Source organism: Pedobacter sp. R20-19 (genome assembly GCF_000708265.2).
GTDB lineage: Bacteria > Bacteroidota > Bacteroidia > Sphingobacteriales > Sphingobacteriaceae > Pedobacter.
Map to the genome: position 1 here is coordinate 583,276 of NZ_JCKI01000003.1, position 19,631 is coordinate 602,906.

The 19,631-nt window shown below is 38.1% G+C and carries 14 protein-coding genes and 1 tRNA gene; 6 read left to right on the top strand and 9 right to left on the bottom strand.

Going from position 1 to position 19,631, the window contains the following annotated elements; all coding sequences use genetic code 11:
• Window positions 1-27 precede the first annotated feature (27 nt).
• Complete coding sequence (locus AN34_RS10085) at window positions 28-438, top strand: helix-turn-helix domain-containing protein (RefSeq protein ID WP_029284910.1); 411 nt, start codon at window positions 28-30, stop codon at window positions 436-438.
• Between the two features lie 31 nt (window positions 439-469).
• Here the strand turns inward: AN34_RS10085 and AN34_RS10090 are convergent, their stop codons facing one another.
• Together AN34_RS10090 and AN34_RS10095 are read right to left on the bottom strand one after the other, a co-directional pair.
• The gene (locus tag AN34_RS10090; RefSeq protein ID WP_029284912.1) at window positions 470-1,102 is read right to left on the bottom strand and encodes a response regulator transcription factor; all 633 of its coding nucleotides are present in this window, start codon (window positions 1,100-1,102) and stop codon (window positions 470-472) included.
• Window positions 1,103-1,105: 3 nt separating this feature from the next.
• Complete coding sequence (locus tag AN34_RS10095) at window positions 1,106-3,019, bottom strand: histidine kinase (protein WP_029284914.1); 1,914 nt, start codon at window positions 3,017-3,019, stop codon at window positions 1,106-1,108.
• Between the two features lie 291 nt (window positions 3,020-3,310).
• On the opposite strand from AN34_RS10095, the gene AN34_RS10100 reads away from it, so the two are divergent.
• Complete coding sequence (locus AN34_RS10100) at window positions 3,311-3,754, top strand: hypothetical protein (protein ID WP_029284917.1); 444 nt, start codon at window positions 3,311-3,313, stop codon at window positions 3,752-3,754.
• 434 nt (window positions 3,755-4,188) lie between these two features.
• Window positions 4,189-4,722, top strand: a complete 534-nt coding sequence (locus tag AN34_RS10105) for a hypothetical protein (RefSeq protein WP_051666415.1) — start codon at window positions 4,189-4,191, stop codon at window positions 4,720-4,722.
• Window positions 4,723-4,961: 239 nt separating this feature from the next.
• Here the strand turns inward: AN34_RS10105 and AN34_RS10110 are convergent, their stop codons facing one another.
• Window positions 4,962-5,798: a transporter gene (locus AN34_RS10110; protein WP_029284923.1), complete on the bottom strand. Its 837-nt coding sequence runs from the start codon at window positions 5,796-5,798 to the stop codon at window positions 4,962-4,964.
• Window positions 5,799-6,892: 1,094 nt separating this feature from the next.
• A tRNA-His gene (locus tag AN34_RS10120) sits at window positions 6,893-6,966 on the bottom strand.
• A gap of 176 nt (window positions 6,967-7,142) precedes the next feature.
• Here AN34_RS10120 and rnhA point away from each other — a divergent pair.
• Entirely contained in the window at window positions 7,143-7,610 is a 468-nt protein-coding gene (rnhA, locus tag AN34_RS10125; protein ID WP_029284927.1) for a ribonuclease HI, read from the top strand.
• 142 nt (window positions 7,611-7,752) lie between these two features.
• On the opposite strand, the gene fbp is transcribed toward rnhA, so the two are convergent.
• From fbp to AN34_RS10145, 4 genes are all read right to left on the bottom strand, one after another.
• A complete protein-coding gene (fbp, locus tag AN34_RS10130; RefSeq protein ID WP_029284929.1) occupies window positions 7,753-8,820 on the bottom strand; it encodes a class 1 fructose-bisphosphatase in 1,068 nt (355 codons plus the stop codon).
• Window positions 8,821-8,839: 19 nt separating this feature from the next.
• A complete protein-coding gene (locus AN34_RS10135; RefSeq protein WP_029284931.1) occupies window positions 8,840-9,331 on the bottom strand; it encodes a metallophosphoesterase in 492 nt (163 codons plus the stop codon).
• Between the two features lie 156 nt (window positions 9,332-9,487).
• Window positions 9,488-10,189, bottom strand: coding sequence for a tRNA1(Val) (adenine(37)-N6)-methyltransferase (locus AN34_RS10140; RefSeq protein WP_029284934.1), 702 nt, complete (start codon window positions 10,187-10,189; stop codon window positions 9,488-9,490).
• A 90-nt stretch (window positions 10,190-10,279) separates the two neighbouring features.
• Window positions 10,280-10,663: a VOC family protein gene (locus AN34_RS10145; RefSeq protein WP_029284936.1), complete on the bottom strand. Its 384-nt coding sequence runs from the start codon at window positions 10,661-10,663 to the stop codon at window positions 10,280-10,282.
• Window positions 10,664-11,340: 677 nt separating this feature from the next.
• Between AN34_RS10145 and purL the strand changes: the two genes are divergently transcribed.
• Window positions 11,341-15,060: a phosphoribosylformylglycinamidine synthase gene (gene purL / locus AN34_RS10150; protein WP_082468364.1), complete on the top strand. Its 3,720-nt coding sequence runs from the start codon at window positions 11,341-11,343 to the stop codon at window positions 15,058-15,060.
• A 1,188-nt stretch (window positions 15,061-16,248) separates the two neighbouring features.
• Here the strand turns inward: purL and AN34_RS10155 are convergent.
• The gene (locus AN34_RS10155; RefSeq protein WP_029284940.1) at window positions 16,249-17,091 is read right to left on the bottom strand and encodes an energy transducer TonB; all 843 of its coding nucleotides are present in this window, start codon (window positions 17,089-17,091) and stop codon (window positions 16,249-16,251) included.
• Window positions 17,092-17,293: 202 nt separating this feature from the next.
• On the opposite strand from AN34_RS10155, the gene AN34_RS10160 reads away from it, so the two are divergent.
• A complete protein-coding gene (locus AN34_RS10160; RefSeq protein ID WP_029284943.1) occupies window positions 17,294-19,468 on the top strand; it encodes a glutamine synthetase III in 2,175 nt (724 codons plus the stop codon).
• The last annotated feature ends 163 nt before the right edge of the window (window positions 19,469-19,631 follow it).

The following is a 19,631-nucleotide window of genomic DNA, read 5'->3' on the forward strand; positions in this document are numbered from 1 at the left end:
TTTGCAAGTGATTTTATTAAATATTTTATGATAGAGATAAAAAAGAGGTCTGAATGCCCCATCAGTTGCTCACTGGATATCTGGGGAGACAAATGGTCATTGCTGATCATTAGAGATTTAATGCATGCTAAACAATGCACCTATGGTGATTTCCTAAAATCTGAAGAAAAAATTGCGACAAATATCCTGGCAGCCAGGTTACAGATGTTGGAAACCAATGGAGTAATTACCAAACAAGATCATCCCGAAAGCAAGGCAAAAGTATTATACAAGCTTACTCAAAAAGGTATAGACCTGCTTCCAATCATGGTAGAGATAAATTTATGGGCAGATAAATATTTCACCCTACCTTCAGAAAGAAAAGAAATGATTGATGAAGTAAAAAAAGATAAGGAAGCATTTATTAAGGAGAAAATTAAGGAGTTAAGTCTTTCTTAATTTTAATGTTTAAAAATTAACCATTATGATGCTATTTCCCAAAAACCTTGTTAATAGCTTCTGTTTTATTATCTACTTGTAGTTTTTGGTACATGTTGTAAATGTGGCGCTTAAGGGTATTGATGGAAATGCCCAATTGATCTGCTGCTTCCTTATAAAAAAGCCCTTGAGAAAGCAGCTCTAAAATTTCTTTTTCCCTTGGGGTAATCGTTAGCGCGGCTGCATTTTTATTTTCTTTTTGTTGGAAACGTTGCACCAGTTTGCGTGCAATATCAGGACTCATTGGGCTGCCACCATCGTGCACCTCAAGAATAGATTGCAATAAAAACTCAGGCTTGCTCCTTTTCAGAATATAAGATGATGCACCATATTCCAAAGCCTGAAACACTTTTTCATCCTCATCGTATATCGTGCATACTAAAAACTCTGTACGCGGGCAGGTAGGTTTTAATTGCTTTATACAGTCTATGCCGCTCATTCCCGGCAGTCCAATATCCATCAGTACTACGTCTGGCTGCAGCTCCGGGATCCCTTTCAGTGCATCTTCCCCATTTCCAAATACACCGGTGCATAAGTAGCTCTCTTCCATTGCTATAATAGATTGCAACATTTCCCTAATAGATGCATGGTCCTCTACAATAGCTATAGTAATTAATCTTTTCATTGCTTAGGTTTTTAAAAAGTAAGTAACGGTAATACCTGTTCCCCCACCAGGATTATTTACCCAAATAATAGTGCCGCCAATGGTTTGCATATTTGCATTCATATTACGCAGGCCATTGCCCAAAACAATTTCTTCTTTTTTCTCAGTCATCCCTTTTCCATTGTCCGCCAGGTGTAGGCTTAACTGGTTTGTATTAGTAATGGTTACTTGAAGGGTTACGGCCGTGGCCTCAGCATGTTTTACTATATTATGAAGCGCCTCCTTTACAGTAAGAAAAAGATTTCGGCGTACACTGCCATCCAAATTATGTTCGGCAATGGGTTGGGGTAAGTGCATAGTAAAGTGAATACCTGCTTCATTCATAAACTCCGCTGCAAACTTGCGTATGTAGGCCAGCAGACTTTGAAGCGTGTCATTATTATTATTCAATGTCCATACAATCTGGTTCATTTGATCGATCAACTGCGCAGAGTTATCAGCTATAATGCTGATCTCCCTTGTATCCAATTGAGGATGTTTTCTTTTCAACAATTCGGTACTCAGCGCTATAGAAGTAAGAGATGCGCCCAAGTCGTCATGCAGTTCTTGAGCAATGCGGGTGCGTTCTACGAGTTGCATTTCTAGTACAGCTTTGCTTTGTTTCCATTGCTGCTCCTTTTCCAGCAGCTCAAAACGGTTTTTCTCTATTTGTATTTTTCTACGATAGCTTATCAAAAAACCGGTTCCCGCCAAGGCAAGCAAACCAGCGCTCAATATCAAAATGGTGATGGTATTGCTTTTCCGGGTCAGTTCTAGGTTTTTGCTAAGCAATACGTTTTCCTGCATCACTTTCTTGCGCTCGATTTCATATTTTTCAAGGTCTTTATTTATTTCCTGCTTGCGCAGTTCGCCCGCAAGTCGGTAAGCCTGCTCTACACAAACTTTTGCCAATTCCGTATTGCCTGTCATTTTAAGTATTTTGTAATACCCATCAAAAACATTCTTTCTCAACGAAAGCGGTAGCAGGTTTTCATCTAAAAGTTGTCGCATCGGAACGCCCTTTTTCAATATATTCGCCGCATACGCCGTATCATTAGCGTGGTCGGCTATTTCCATCATCTGCGTTAAAGTTTCAAAATGCCTGGGGGTATTAATATTCGTATCCGATTTTAACATGTGTTCGGAAATAACCTTTGCACTATCATAATTTTTGGTGCTTTTATACATAGCCACCATAAGCGAGTTTACAAGATATTCCTTTGTTTTATCACTATAATCCCGTTGCAATGCCTGCGCACTCCTGGCAGTAATACGAAAATTAACGGTATCGTTTGCCTGGTAATAGGCGTTGCTCATCGTTTGATAAGCCCCAATCATCCTGGCGGTATCCTTTAACGGCGCGTAGTGGTTTAAAAACTTACCCGCATTTTCCACGGCGAGTTTATAGTTACCCAACTGCGTATGTAAAACAGCCAGGTTATTATAAAGCGGAAAATTTTTTAAACTGTCCGGGGCTTTGTCCTGCTGTAAGTATTGTAGTGCCGTTGTACTTGCATCAGCAGCTTCGTTCAGTTTGCCAGCTACGCTGTAAGCTACTGCCCTTGAGGCATACAGGTCACTATACGTATTAGGGTCGTTTATTTTTTTTGCCAATACGATAGATGCATCTGAAAGGGCTATTGCATGGCTAAAATCATTCTTGTAAATGCTGTAGTAAAACACCAGCATGCGGTAACTTTTTACCTGTGCTACCTCATCTTTTTGCGATTTGGCAGCAGCAAGTGCCTTTTCATAAAGCGGAATAGCACCTGCAGGGTCGGCTTTTGCCTTGTTAATGGCTGCATTAATCAGCGGCTTTAATGAAACGCTTACACTCCGTTTGTAAAAAGCAATATTGCTAGAGGATTGATCTTGTCTGCAGGCACCTAAGAGGATCATTGCAAGCAACAATAAGGATAGGCCTGAAAGCACCCGGCAACAAGAATATTTTCTACATAATCGCATATATGTTTACAATGCTACATTAAATATCCGTAGCCCTACAAAGGTAAACAAATGCAGCTACCCGTAAACTCATACAAATGTGTGATGGCACACCATTACAGCATGCCCATTTCGTGCGGTAAGTGTTAGATAATTAAAACCAAGATTGATACAAAAGTGTTATTGTAGGCCTTACAGATATGGAGCATCTTTGATTTAATTTAACAATTTAAAACTTAAAAAACAATGAAAAAATTACTCAGCATCACTACTATAGTATGCGCAATATTGATCAGCTTCAGCGCCGCCGCGCAGCAGACCGAAATGGGAAAATATTGTAAAACTTTCAGAGGCGAGGAAGGTCTGATCGTTACTACCGCACGCTATGGCCCCGACAAAAATAACGAAGTACTCATAGGGGTTTATGATATTGACCATTCCTGGGCAGGAAAAATATTTAAAGCCAAGGTAGAGAACTATAATGGTAAGGCAGATTATGAAATTACTTACAAAGGAAAAGCGTATATTATCATGACTTTGAGGAACAACAACTACGAAATATACCTTCCTAAAGAAAATAATATGCAAAAATCACCGATGTATATCACTTATGCAAAAGACCTGTCTGATAATTGCACCCCTACCAAGTTTTTGCAAGAATATAAAGAACAGCAAAAAAGCAAGAAATAAGAAAGACAAATGTAAGCTGTAAAACCTTATTCAGCAACAAGAGGCTGTCTCATAAACACGAAATGTCATCCTGAGCCTGTCGAAGGACTTGTAAAAAAGCCGTTTATGGTGTTTCGACAACTTGTTCATTTATGAGACAGCCCTTTACAAAATCAAATGTGATGAAAATAAAGTTTTAACCATCCGCGTCATTTTGTTAGGCAGAGGGATCAATTCATCAATACTGAGCAAAGGGAATAACGAAATAAAATCCAAGTGGCGATTGATAAAGGCGGCCAAAAGAGTTAGGATAATGGTATTTTAAAACGCAGAGTTTCAAACTACGCCAACCAAATATCCAGAGTGCCAAATTAACAACGCATAATGCCAATACAATTGCCTTTACAACATGTAAGCAACAACATAAACTTTTAAATACTATAGCCCCACCAATCATGTTTTCCTATCACAATTTTGTTTATAATAATGGTTCCTATCTTTTAAAAAGCAAAAAAACAGGAGTGGTCATACTAGGTGCGTTTTTTATTTTATTCGGTGTGCTATTTTTTACTTTGATTTTTAAAAGCCCAATCGGAGCCTTTTTAGGCGGTACAGCCTTCTTCCTATTTGGATTCTTTTGTATCGCTGCAGCCTTTACAAAACTCATTTTCAATAAAACAGCGCAAACTATTGAAAGAACTGGAATCTTAAGCTATTTAAATAAACATTATCATTTCAATGACTTTATCAGAATCGAAACCGTAAGGATCTATACCAATTTTATTTACACCAGAACCGCAGTCAACTTAAGGTTCAAAAATCCGGAATCGCCTGACAAATCCGATTTGTTAACCATAGCATCCCTTCGAACCAGCAAACAGGTTGAACAGTTCATACATGAATTTCATCAAATTACAGGTTTAAACAATGAGGAGCTTAAACAAAATGGGCAGTCTTTATCACTAGAAAGGAATGAGTCAGAAAAATGATACGCTTGAATAAAATGCTTTAGCATCTTTGCAAATAAAGGATCTCAAACAATCTGGTTAGTTAAATAGCTGAACAATCTACCTGATCAACAAGAAATTACAAGACAATAAAAAAGAGCACAACTATTAAAAATTATGCCTTGTTCCTGATCCGTAACAAGGCATAATTTAACTATTCTATAATCCAAATCTTTGAAAATTAAACCTTAACAAAGAACCTACTTTTTTGTACTACTCACCTAAAGCCTGAAAGACAGTCCGAGAAAATAACTTTTCATGGCATCATGCTGGATTCCATAGTTTAGTCCACCATCTAGCTTAACATCCTTTGCAATTTCGACCTGCAAGGCGGCATTTAAAAAATTACCCCAATGATTGTGGGAGAAATCATATCTATAATAAGTCTCTGCAATTCCGGTAACGCGATCCATAAGGCTATGTCCGATAGTAAAAGACTGAAGGATTTCTGTATGCAATCCCGCACCTTCAGTATCCTGTAACCTGTCCACCTCCATCTGCATGCCCACATTCCATTCGCTCGGAAGTTTCAGAGACATAGGTATAATAAGCCCTCCTTCGTAGCGGTTCTCTTCTTCCACATGCGAAGTCGGAAATTTAAGATAAGGTATTACCGCTATAGCAAAATTCCCCTTATCATTTCCTAATATATTCTGTTTAATGCGTAAGGTCAAGTCTCCAAATCCATGAGAACGTTCTATCGTTCCATCCTCTATTGATTTTTCCCTTTGATATACAAAGCTTTGAACCACAAGCTGGATAGCTGTTGAACGGGTAAGTCCTAATTTCAGGTTAGCCTGATTAAAAAGATAAGTATTGGTCTGAGCGTTTTCTCCCGGCTCTCTTTCAAGCCTGAAAAGATCACTTTCATACTGAAAATGGCCAGCATCTAAGGTGATCGGAGACTCTGTAACATCAGGTCTTTCGGTTTCCATCTCCCTTAGTTCAACTTTTGGAACCGGATGAAATAGATTGTAGGATATGCTTTTCTTCTCCTGAGCCCAGAGTTTTAAAGTTAAAAAAAGCATGAAACATGTTAGAAAGTATAGTTTTTTCATTCGGTAATATCTTAGCCCTAGAACAAAAAAAATAGGTCAAAGTTTCCAGGCATAGAAAAATATTGAGCAATAGTAAACTTTAATATCTGGTTGATGTTATCGCTAGCCAGCGCACTCTATAAATAAAAAAAGGTTCAAATTTTAGAAATGAACCTTTTAAATTAGGGTTGGTAAGCATACTCATTAGAATAAATTTATCGGTGGTAACAACTTTATGCATATATTCTTATGTTTTTATTTCCGACATGTTCTTTGGGGATACTTTTAAAAATCTCCATCACCCTTTTATTAAGTCGATTGAACAGATCCCCATCCGTATATCGGAGGTAAAAAGACCGCTCTGAAATAAGCTGCCGTACGGCTAGCCGCTCCAAAATCTCAACTGCTTTTCTTGCTTTCTCAGAAAGCTGATAAGACTTCAGTTGCTGTCGCACCACTTTTGTTTTTCCACGGTTATAACAAAACAAGGTCGCCCAGTTTACCTGAAAAACTGATCATTCCATTTAATGTTGCCATAATAATTATTATATTAGCGTATTCAAGGGAATGATCAATTAAATATAGCATTTTCCATTTGTCAAAAATTGACTTCTTCACTCCACCTCCACCCCACGTCAATTCCACCTCTACCCCACCTTTAACCCACCTATGCTTAGCTCTTGCTTCGTATAGGAGATCATATTGTTTGATGTGCTACTTTATTTTTAGCAACAAGTGAAGAAGCTGCCAGGATCCTGTGCAATACCATCCTTTAGCCAAAGGCTAAACAAATACGAACAAAAGATAAATAAGACTTAAATCTTTCTCAAGCAGATCTTTAAAAATTGATGCAGCAATTTGAAAGGAGATGGATTTTGAAATCATCATCACCAGTCTGATTTCTGAATACCCGCCATCATATTTTTAAGTCAGACTTAAGTTTTCAGCCCATGAGTAAATAGATCCTGAATAAGTCGTTTATTTTTTAGAAGATTTAAATAAATTGGAGTCCGATGTCGAACACAATCAATTGATGAAATAACCGAATAAGTATTTTAAGATCAAACTGTTAAAAAAAAAGGTCTCAACATATGTCAAGACCTTTCAAAATTCTGGGTGGCTGATGGGGCTCGAACCCACGACCCTCGGCACCACAAACCAATACTCTAACCAACTGAGCTACAACCACCGTATTTTTTAGTGTCACAAAAGTACGATTTTTACTATTCCCTGCAAATATTTTTGTCAAAGAATTAACGACAAATTTTTAATTGCTTAAAATTCAATTATTTGAAATGAAAATAATTTATCACTTCAACATAAAATCCACAGTTTTAAACCTAAAAACATAACTTTACCCTGTTTATGATTGAGATTTATACAGACGGAGCAGCCAGTGGAAACCCCGGACCAGGTGGCTGGGGAACTATTTTAAGAGCAGGACAACACTATAAAGAATTGAGTGGCGGGTTCAGAATGACCACCAATAACCGCATGGAATTATTGGCCGTAATTAAAGGCCTGGAAGCACTGAAAAGTTTAAATCAGGAAGTAACGGTTTACTCCGATTCAAAATATGTAGTAGATGCAGTAGAAAAGAAATGGCTTTTCGGTTGGGTAACTAAAAACTTTAAAGATAAAAAAAACAAGGATCTCTGGATCCGCTTCCTTGAATTATACAAACTGCATAAGGTAAAATTCATTTGGATTAAAGGCCACAATGATCATCCGGAAAATGAGCGTTGCGATAGACTGGCGGTATTTGCTTCACAAGACAAACAAAACCTGGCAATAGACACCTTTTTTGAGGCAGAGCGAAAAAAAATGCTTTAACTCATTCTGAAGCTACTTATTTATGAAAACAATGATGTGAACTCTTAATTTGATAGAACGATATTGTGGCTGCAAATTAGTGTACTCAATCAACAGCCACAACTTAAGTTCATTTATTTCCGAAGATATCAAGACTTTAATCTTAGTCTATACCTCCAATCACACCCATTCCTTCAAGTTTTGCCTCTACCTGATCACGTTTGGATATACCATTTAACATCATTTCTTCTGCTTTTTCTACCATGCGGATAGAACCGATAAAAATAGGAACACGTTGATGAACTTCGGTAGGTTGAATTTCTAAAATCCGCTCAAAACCAGTACTGGCCTTGCCCCCAGCCTGCTCAATAATAAAAGCCATCGGATTACATTCATAAAGCAATCGTAGTTTACCCTCTGGTGATCGCGACGTGGTTGGATAAATATAGATCCCACCATTAATCAGACTCCGGTGGATATCACCAACCATAGAACCAATATAGCGAGATGTATAAGGCCTTTCCGTACTTTCATCCTCCACCTGGCAATATTTGATGTATTTTTTCACACCATCAGGAAAATGAACATAATTCCCTTCATTAATAGAATAAGTAATGCCGCTTTCCGGGATTTTCATTTCGGGATGAGAAAGACAAAATTCACCGATAGAAGGATCCAGTGTAAATCCGTTCACACCTTTTCCAGTAGTGTAGACTAACATCGTGGATGAGCCATAAATAATATAACCTGCCGCCACCTGTTCTGTACCTTTTTGCAATACATCTTTAATACTGGCCTTTCCTTCTAAAGATTTACGCCGGTAAATTGAAAAAACAGTACCCACCGCTACATTCACATCCGTATTGGATGATCCATCCATGGGATCAATACAGACAATATATTTAGCATTTTGAGAAACAGGCGATTCAATATGAATAATCTCTTCCTCTTCTTCAGTGGCGATAATACAACATTCTCCTCCGCTGGTTAAGGCGGCAATAAATTGCTGATCGGCATATACATCCAGTTTCTTTTGTTTTTCTCCTTGAATATTAGTCGTACCCACATGCCCAATCATATCCACCAAACCGGCTTTATTGATTTCTCTATTTACAATTTTTGCAGCAATTGCAATATCCCGCAACAGCCTGGAAAGTTCTCCTTTTGCATAGGGGAAATCTGCTTGTTTTTCAATAATAAATTGCCCTAATGTGACTACGCCAAAACCCATACTTAGTGTATATTTTACATTATCTACCTGATAACTCTATAACCTCTAAGGTATGAATATTTTCTTCAGAAATACAAAACCTAATCAGTGTTCTCACTTTGTGCCAGCCCTGTTTTCCTGCTGCGCCGGGGTTTATATGCAGACATTTTATTTTTTCATCGAACATCACTTTTAAAATATGCGAATGCCCTGTGATAAATAATTTAGGAGGGTTAGTGTAAATTTCTGGCTTAACATAGGACGAATATTTACCCGGGTAACCGCCAATATGCGTCATCCAAACATCAACCAATTCGCAGCTAAATCGATTTTTCTCTGGAAACTCAGAACGAATTGTAGCATCATCAATATTTCCAAATACGCCTCGCAAAGGTTTAAATGCAGCTAATGGAGCAGCTACATCAGAGCCAAAATCTCCAGCATGCCAAATTTCATCCACCTGATCGAAGTGCTTAAAAACTGCATCATCCAGGTAACCATGTGTATCAGAAATTAATCCTATTTTTCTCATATTGTGAATTTAATTGTGCTGGTTATACACCAAATTTCTTAAGCTAATTTACTGTGATTGTGTTTGCACACAAAAAAATCCATGCAATTTTACGTCATCATCTGCAATAAAAACAGCTGGTTATTGATGCTCCATTTAATCACTAATTTAAACCAACTAAAAGGCCAGAAAAAAATCTTTTAATAAGTATTTATATGATGCGCTATGAATTTTAAATGATTCATAAATATAGAAATCACTTTTCTCACGCACCGCGTGGTTTCTTGCCAAACAAATAATTTGCCTGAAAGTCGGTTTTTGAAGATCAGAATGAAGATTAACTTGTTCAATAAGATGAAGTGGATACTTAGCAGCGATTTTAACTACCTCATCAGCTTGTTTCACGGGTAGAATTATCCAAAATTTACCATTTCCAGTTAATAAATCATTCGCTTTTCGAATCAGCACTTCGAAAAATGATTGATCAGCATGCCTGGCGATGCCTTTTCTTTCTTCATCGTTTCTCAGATCATTTACAAAAAAAGGCGGATTAGATACAATCAAATCAAATTTTTGATTGCTTTGAAATTCCTGAATTCCAAGATGATGCACTTTTAACCGACTATTGAAAACTGATGATTGAAAATTCCTTCCAGCAGTTTGCGCAGCTTGAAGGTCAATTTCTACCGCCTCAACCTCAGCTTCAGGGAAACGCTGTGCCAGCATAAGCGCCATCACACCTGTCCCTGTTCCAATATCCAGGATATGCTGAGGCCCTTCATGATTAGCCATTGCAGCAATTAACACCCCATCGGTATTGATCTTCATGGCACAACCCGTTTGGTCAACTTCAAACTGCTTAAATTTAAAAATACTCATAACACCCAATAACCAACTCAACACCTAACCCTCTAACCGCCTAATCAACTAGCCTCCTAAATCCAACTAACCGTCCCCCAACTACCCCCTCTACCCCTCATATAACTCAAGCGGTAAACCATCCGGATCACTAAAAAAAGTAAACCTCTTCCCAGTAAACTCATCAATCCGAACGGGCTCTGTGATAATTCCGGCATCACTTAACCTGTTAATTTCCTTTTCAATATCATCTACCTCAAAAGCCAGATGCCTTAAACCCTGGGCTTCGGGCCTTGATGGCCTGGCGGGTGGATTTTCAAAAGAAAACAATTCAATCTGATACAACCCATTCACAGCTAAATCCAGCTTATACGATTTACGTTCTTCACGATAAACCTCGGCCAATATGGTAAAGCCCAGCTTATTAACATAGAATTTTTTTGATCTTTCATAATCTGAACAAATAATGGCAATATGATGAATCCGGTTGAACATAATAATGATTGAATTTGAATGAGTGGATTTTAAATGAATTTGATGTACAAAGTTGCAGAAAAATTACGAAGACAAAAGAATTCTTCAACAAGGCTAGTAAAGTGGAGAAAAGTTACCAAGCCCCTATCCGAAGGAGAAAAAGCCCCTATCAGCGTGTCTGCACCTTTCCACTGAAAGGAAAGGGCAATGAAAAACAATCTCACTCGAAGAAATCGTCATTCCGACCGTAGTGGAGGAATCTTTGAACTTTGCATACAATTTAATGGTGAATTAAACCCCTATCCGCCTAGCGGCACCTTTCCCCTAAAAGGGAAAGGGCGAAGTAAAAACCATTCTCCGCAACTCACTATCAAACCTGCCATTTGCCTTGCTATCTAGTATAGTTGGCTTTGTATGAAACGAAGTCAGTAGATTAAAAGACAGGGATTCTTCGCTGCGCTCTGAATGACAGCAAGGTGGTAAGATAAAGTGTTTTGGTTAGTGAGCCAACAAACCAAAGGCTTGGGGATTGATTACCTTTTTACTATTCTCCTCATCAACTTCTCTTATCTATTTTCCCTTCCCTATTAATCTCTACCACAATCCGACCATCATTCAATCATCCATTCTTTCCTTCTATCATTAACTCTCCACAATCCCGTCATTATTTCCACATTCTCTGATTCTATTATGCAATCATTCACGCATTCAATCTAAAAAACCTAAATTTGCAGCTTCAAAAAAAAAGCATGATTCATTTCTTCCTTAGTCAATCGCAGGCGGTTTTTGTATTACAAACAGACAAAACGCTTACTACCAATGACATTACTAAACTTGAGTGGTTATTTGGCGGTGCCAAAATTTCAGCAGAAACAGCTTTAGAAGGCTTTTTCGTCGGACCAAGGGCAGCTATGATTACGCCATGGAGTACAAATGCGGTAGAGATTACCCAGAACATGGATATGCAAGGCATCATCAGAATCGAAGAATTTAAAGCTATAGCTGAAGATTTTTCTGATTATGACCCTATGCTCGCTCAGAAATACAGTAAGCTTGATCAAGGCATTTACACCATTGATATTAAGCCAGAACCCATTTTAGAAATTACTGATATTGCAGCCTACAACAAACAAGAAGGCTTATCACTCAGTGATGAAGAGGTAGAATATCTGAATACATTAGCAACCAATTTAGGAAGACCTTTAACAGATTCAGAAGTTTTCGGTTTCTCTCAGGTCAATTCTGAACATTGCCGTCATAAAATATTCAACGGAAAATTTGTAATTGATGGCGTAGAGCAGCCCTCCTCACTGTTTAAATTAATCCGAAAAACATCAGAGGCAAATCCAAATGATATTGTTTCTGCCTATAAAGACAACGTTGCTTTTATTAAAGGCCCAACGGTGCAGCAATTCGCACCTAAAAGAGCCGATATTCCAGATTATTACGCTACCAGCGATTTTGATTCGGTTATTTCATTAAAAGCCGAAACACATAACTTCCCAACCACTGTTGAGCCTTTTAATGGCGCAGCAACAGGTTCTGGTGGCGAAATCAGAGATCGTTTAGCTGGCGGACAAGGTTCTTTACCCTTAGCCGGAACCGCGGTTTACATGACAGCACTTTCCAGGCTGGAAGAAAACCGTCCTTGGGAAAAAGGTGTAGAAGAAAGAGACTGGCTATATCAAACGCCAATGGATATTCTGATCAAAGCATCAAACGGTGCAACTGATTTCGGAAATAAATTCGGTCAGCCACTTATCACAGGTTCAGTGTTAACTTTTGAACACGAAGAAGATGCCCGCAAATTAGGTTTCGATAAAGTGATCATGCTTGCTGGTGGTATTGGCTACGGCAAAGCCAGTCAGGCACAAAAACTAAAACCACAGGAAGGCGATAACATCGTTATTCTCGGGGGTGAAAATTATAGAATTGGAATGGGTGGTGCAGCAGTTTCATCGGCTGATACCGGCCAACATGGATCGGGTATTGAGTTAAATGCGATTCAAAGATCTAATCCAGAAATGCAAAAACGTGCCGCCAATGCGGTTCGGGGAATGGTAGAAAGTGAACACAATTCAATCATCTCTATTCACGATCATGGTGCAGGCGGACACTTAAACTGTTTATCAGAACTGGTAGAAGAAACAGGTGGATTAATCAATCTAGATAAATTACCTGTTGGTGATCCTACCCTATCCGCTAAGGAAATTATTGGAAACGAATCTCAGGAAAGAATGGGATTAGTGATTGGTAACGAACACATTGAAACCTTACAGAAAATTGCTGATCGCGAGCGCTCCCCTATGTATACGGTAGGTAAAGTAACCGGTGATCATCGTTTTACATTCAAATCAGAAACAACGGGCATTAAGCCAATGGATCTGGAATTGAAAGATATGTTCGGCAGTTCGCCAAAAATTGTGATGGATGACCAAACCATTAATCGCCAATACGAAGCACTTGCTTACGATCAAAAAGAACTTCATACTTATTTAGAGCAGGTTTTACAATTAGAAGCTGTTGCATCAAAAGATTGGTTAACCAATAAAGTTGACCGTTGCGTGGGTGGCCGTGTAGCGAAACAACAAACTGCTGGACCTTTGCAGTTGCCATTAAACAACTGTGGCGTAATGGCTTTGGATTTTCAGGGTAAAGAAGGAATTGCAACCTCAGTTGGCCATGCTCCGATTTCGGCGCTGATCGACCCGGCTGCAGGGAGCAGAAATGCGATTGCAGAATCTTTATCTAATATTGTTTGGGCACCTCTAAAAGAAGGCTTGAAAAGTGTTTCACTTTCAGCAAACTGGATGTGGGCCTGTAAAAATGAAGGAGAAGATGCTCGCCTATACGAAGCGGTAAAGGCTTGTTCTGATTTTGCCATCGATTTAGGAATCAACATCCCAACCGGAAAAGATTCGCTTTCGATGAAACAGAAATATAAAAATGGCGATGTAATTGCACCCGGAACAGTGATTATTTCTGCAGGTGCAAATTGCAATGACATTACACAAGTGGTGGAACCCGTACTTCAAAAAGATGGTGGATCTATTTATTATATTAACCTTTCTAACGATACCTATAAATTAGGTGGATCTTCTTTTGCGCAGATTTTAAACAAGATTGGAACAGAGACACCAGACATTAAAGATGCAGGTCAATTCTCGAAAGCATTCAACACTATTCAGCAATTAATTAAAGAAGATAAAATTCAGGCCGGACACGATATCGGTAGCGGTGGTTTAATTACAACGTTATTGGAAATGTGTTTCGCCGATCGCGATTTAGGCGCTTCAATTGATCTTTCTTCTCTAGGTGAACAAGACATTATTAAACTATTATTCGCTGAAAATATCGCTTTGGTTTTCCAGGCAGATGCCTCAGTAGAAAATACATTAACCAGTGCAGGTGTTAATTTTCATAAAATTGGAAAAGTGACATCATCACTGACACTTGAGGTTAAGAATGCAACAGATAGTTTCAACTTTGAAATCAACCACTTACGTGATGTATGGTTTAAAACTTCATACCTATTAGACACCAAGCAAACAGGTAATGGTTTAGCAAAAGAACGTTACGACAATTATAAAAACCAGGCCTTAAAATATAATTTCCCATCTCAGTTTGATGGAAAGAAACCTGTTATTGATGCTACGAAACCCCGTCCGAAAGCAGCGATTATCCGTGAAAAAGGTAGTAACTCTGAGCGTGAACTGGCTAACGCAATGTTTTTAGCAGGCTTTGATGTTAAAGATGTTCACATGACGGATTTAATCACAGGCCGCGAAACACTGGAAGACATTCAGTTTATTGGTGCTGTTGGAGGTTTCTCCAACTCTGATGTTTTAGGATCAGCCAAAGGTTGGGCTGGCGCATTTTTATATAATGAAAAAGCCCGGGTAGCTTTAGAAAAATTCTTTGCCCGCCCTGATACTTTATCCGTTGGTATTTGTAATGGCTGTCAATTATTTATAGAGCTTGGCCTGATTAACAAAAACCATGAAGAGAAACCAAAAATGCTGCACAACAAAAGTGGCAAGCATGAAAGTATTTTCACTTCATTAACCTTACAAGAAAATCATTCAGTGATGCTTTCTACCTTAGTAGGTAGCACTTTAGGCGTTTGGGTATCACATGGAGAAGGAAAATTCTCATTACCTTATGCGGAAGATCAATATAAAATCGTAGCCAAATATGCATACGAAGGTTATCCTGCAAGTCCGAATGGTTCTGATTATAACACGGCTATGATGTGTGATGAAACTGGCCGCCATTTAGTGATGATGCCACACATTGAGCGTTCATTATTTCAGTGGCATTGGGCAAATTACCCTGCTGGCAGAAAAGACGAAGTATCACCATGGATGGAAGCTTTTGTAAACGCCAGAAAATGGATTGAAGAAAAAGTAAAGGGTTAATCGCTACATAAATTTAAATAGATTGAAATTACATGACAAAGGCTTGAGCAAACACTCAAGCCTTTTCATTTATCACCAAAAATCACAATTATAAATTTATTTTTAAGCATTACTTCGTAAATCCGTCGTGCTGAATTTATCTCAGCACCTCACAAAAAAACTCATCTATTTAAGATCCTGAATCAAGTTCAGGAAGACGGGATATACGCCAAAGTCGTCATCCCGACTGTAGCACCTGCCTCCTTAGGCAGTGCGAAATGGAGAGATCTTTTCAAATGGGTTTATTCTGATTATTCATTTACAAAAGCAAAGTTCAAGATTTCTCCACTGCAGTTGAAATAACGATATCTTCACTAAAGTCGTCATCTCGACTGTAGCACTTGCCTCCTTCAGGCAGTGCGAAATGGAGAGATCTTTTCAAATGGATTTCTTCTGATTATTCATTTGCAAAAGCAAAGTTCAAGATTTCTACACTGCAGTCGAAATGACGATATCTTCACTAAAGTCGTCATCTCGACTGTAGCACCTGCCTTTTTAAGGCATTGCGAAATGGAGAGATCTTTTCAAATGCGTTTCTTCTGATTAATCATTTGCAAAAAGCAAAGTTCAAAGATTTCTCCACTGCGGTCGAAATGACGAACCTTCAATAATTAATAGTTTTTAGCCGCCTTACTAACTAAACACCTAACCATCTAACCAACTTCTCACCTTCCCAACTTCCCACCTTCCCACCTTTCTCCTAAAAACCAATTGTCGTCATCTCGACTGAAGCACCTGCCTCCTTCAGGCAGTGCGAAATGGAGAGATCTTTTCAAATGGGCTTCTTCTGATTATTCATTTGCAAAAAGCAAAATTCGAAGATTTCTCCACTATGGTCGAAATGACGAACCTTCAATAATTGATAGTTTTTAGCCGCCTGACTAACTAAACACCTAACCAACTTCTCACCTTCCCAACTCTCCACCTTTCTCCTAAAAACCAATTATCGTCATCCCGACTGTAGCACCTGCCTCCTTAGGCAGTGCGAAATGGAGAGATCTTTTCAAATGGGTTTATTCTGATTATTCATTTACAAAAGCAAAGTTCAAGATTTCTCCACTGCAGTTGAAATGACGAACCTTCAATAACTGATAGTTTCTAGCCACCTTACTAACTAAACCATCTAACCAACTCCTCGCCTAACCACTTCTACATTAAATTAAAATTAATCGGCATATTGTACCTTACCCTTACCGGGATTCCTTTATTTTTTCCAGGTTTCCAGAGTGGAGATTTTTTAATCACTTTCATGGCTTCCTCATCACACCCATAACCAATCCCCTTCAATACTTTAACATCAGTGATCGAACCATCCTTTTCAACCACGAAACTGATAAACACCTTACCTTGAACCCCATCATCTTGTGCTTGTGAAGGATAACGCAGATTACGTTCCATGTATTTAGCAAAAGCTTTCATTCCACCTGTAAATTCAGGATATTCATCCACGCCGTCTGTACCAAGAATAGCATTTGAGTCGCCGCCAGATGTATTTTCTTTAGTCAAACCATCACCATTGCCCGTAACCACAGCTTTATTAAGTACTAAATTTGGCTTAATATCTCCATCTTGAGTAACATTGCTAACAACAGCATTCTTAATTTCGTCTATAGTAGGCGGATCTTTGATTTCTGGTTTATCTACCACTACAATATTTGATGTCACGTTAACTGATTTCACTTTAACAGGTTCAGCTTTTGCAGGTTCTATCTTTTTCTCTGGTTCAATCTTTTTTTCCATGGTATGAATCACCTCTGCCAAGTTAACCACCTTAGGAGGACTTACTTTTTCGATAACTGTTGGAAACATTTTGCTATAAACCAGTGGAGCAAAGCCAGCTAAAAGAAATAATCCACTGACTATGAATAGCGATCTGGTCATAATTTTAGAAGATTTAGACCTTAATTCATAGGCGCCATAATTTTTGTTGCGGTTAGCAAATACAAGATCGAGCCACTCGGTTTTGTACACATTGATTGATGAATTGAACATAGCTTTTAAGTTTTAAGCATGATGTAACAAAATCAATGATTCCATAAAACAGTTAAAAAATCTCCTTTCTTTACCAAAAATGAAATTTTTGATCTCTAAAACATTTTTTTATTTCATTTTCAATAAAATTGATATATTTCTTACGATTGTTTTATAAAAATTAATAAAATATCCTATTTTTGACAAAAAACATAACAAATTAATGAAAAGCTTAAGAACCATCGCATTAAAAGAGGCTCAAAACAGAATTTCACCAGAAGTTAAATCACCATCTTCAAAAATTTCTGATTTTTTTGGCGCTAATGTATTTGATAAGAAAAAAATGAGAGATTTCTTATCTAAGGACGTGTATGAAAAATTGATCTCATCTATTAACCAAGGTGAACTCATTAATTCTGATGATGCTAACCAGATTGCTACGGCTATGAAAGCTTGGGCAATGAGTGCAGGTGCAACGCATTACACGCATTGGTTTCAACCATTAACAGGTACAACTGCAGAAAAGCACGATTCATTTTTTGAGCCAAGCGGCGATGGTGCTATCGAAAAATTTGCAGGTAGTGCATTGGTTCAGCAAGAGCCAGATGCATCAAGTTTCCCTAACGGTGGTATCCGTAATACTTTCGAAGCACGTGGCTATACTGCATGGGATCCCTCTTCTCCAGCCTTCATTATGGAAAGCAAAGCGGGTAAAACACTTTGTATTCCAACCGTTTTTGTATCCTACACTGGTGAAGCATTAGATTATAAAGCACCATTATTAAAAGCATTAGCCGCACTTGATAAAGCAGCTGTTGATGTTTGCCAATATTTCGATAAAAGCATTACTAAAGTAAATGCATCATTAGGTATCGAACAAGAATATTTCCTGGTTGACGAGTCTTTATATAACGCCCGCCCGGATTTATTGTTAACTGGTCGTGCCTTATTCGGACACATGTCTGCTAAAGGTCAGCAATTAGAAGATCACTATTTCGGATCAATTCCTGAACGTGTTTTCACCTATATGGTTGATTTCGAAAATGAAGCCTTAAAATTAGGTATTCCATTAAAAACCCGTCACAATGAGGTAGCACCATCTCAATTCGAATGTGCGCCTATTTATGAGGAAATCAACTTAGCGATTGACCACAATCAGTTGTTAATGGATTTGATGGAAAAAGTTGCCCGCCGTCACCATTTCCGTGTTTTATTACATGAAAAACCATATGCAGGAATCAACGGATCAGGTAAACATAATAACTGGTCGTTAATTACAGATACTGGTAAAAACTTATTGGCACCAGGCAAAACGCCTAAAAATAACCTGATGTTCCTGGCTTTCTTTGTAAACACAATTAAAGCAGTTAGTGAGCATGCTGATTTATTACGTGCCAGTATTGCATCAGTAAGCAACGATCACCGTTTAGGAGCTAACGAGGCGCCGCCAGCTATTATTTCTATCTTCTTAGGTTCTCAATTGAACGATGTGTTAGATGAGATTGAGCACTCACGAATCAGCAAAAAAATCAAAGAAGATAATGCACTTTGGTTAGGTATTCCTAAAATTCCACAAATTTTATTGGATAATACCGACCGTAACCGTACTTCACCTTTTGCCTTTACAGGAAATAAATTTGAGTTAAGAGCTGTAGGTTCTTCAGCTAACTCTTCAGCACCGATGACGATTTTAAATGCAATCATGGCTGAGCAGTTAACAAAATTCAAAGTTGAAGTAGATAAACTGATTAAGAAAGGTGATAAAAAAGATATCGCTTTATTAACAGTGATTAAAAAATACATCAAAGAATCTAAAGCCATCCGTTTTGAAGGAAATGGTTATAGCCAGGAGTGGGAAGATGAAGCTGCAACACGTGGTTTATCAAATATCAAAACTACACCTAAAGCCCTTGATGCTTATTTAACAGAAAAATCTGCTGAATTATTCTCTACAACAGGCATTTACAGTGCTCGTGAGATTCATGCCCGTCATGAAATTATGTTAGAAAATTTCTACAAAAAATTACAGATTGAGGCCCGTGTTATGGGCGAAGTGGCAAATACGGCCATTATTCCTGCTGCAATTGCTTACCAGAACTCCTTAATTGAGAACGTTAAAGGATTGAAAGATTTGGGCATTGAAAGCAAATCTTCTCTTGTAATTGTAAAGAAATTATCCGAGCATTTAGATATCGTAAAAACAAATATCGATGCGATGTTAGAAGAACGTAAAGTAACCAACAAAATTGAAGATACACGTGAGAAAGCAATTGCTTACGATGAGAAAGTTAAATCTTACTTTGATTTAATCCGTTACCATGCAGATAAATTGGAGCAGATTGTTGACGACAGTGTTTGGCCTTTACCAAAATTCAGAGAATTATTATTTATGAAATAGGTTTTAAGCCGCAAGGTTAAGATATAGGGCGTAAGGTGAAAACTTTACGCCCTTTTTTTGATCAGCATTTTAAGGATTTGAGGTTTATAAGATCAAAGCGCAAAACTTCTCATAGGTGAAAACATTGCCAATCTATCAACTTAATGAACTTGAGTTTCTAAAG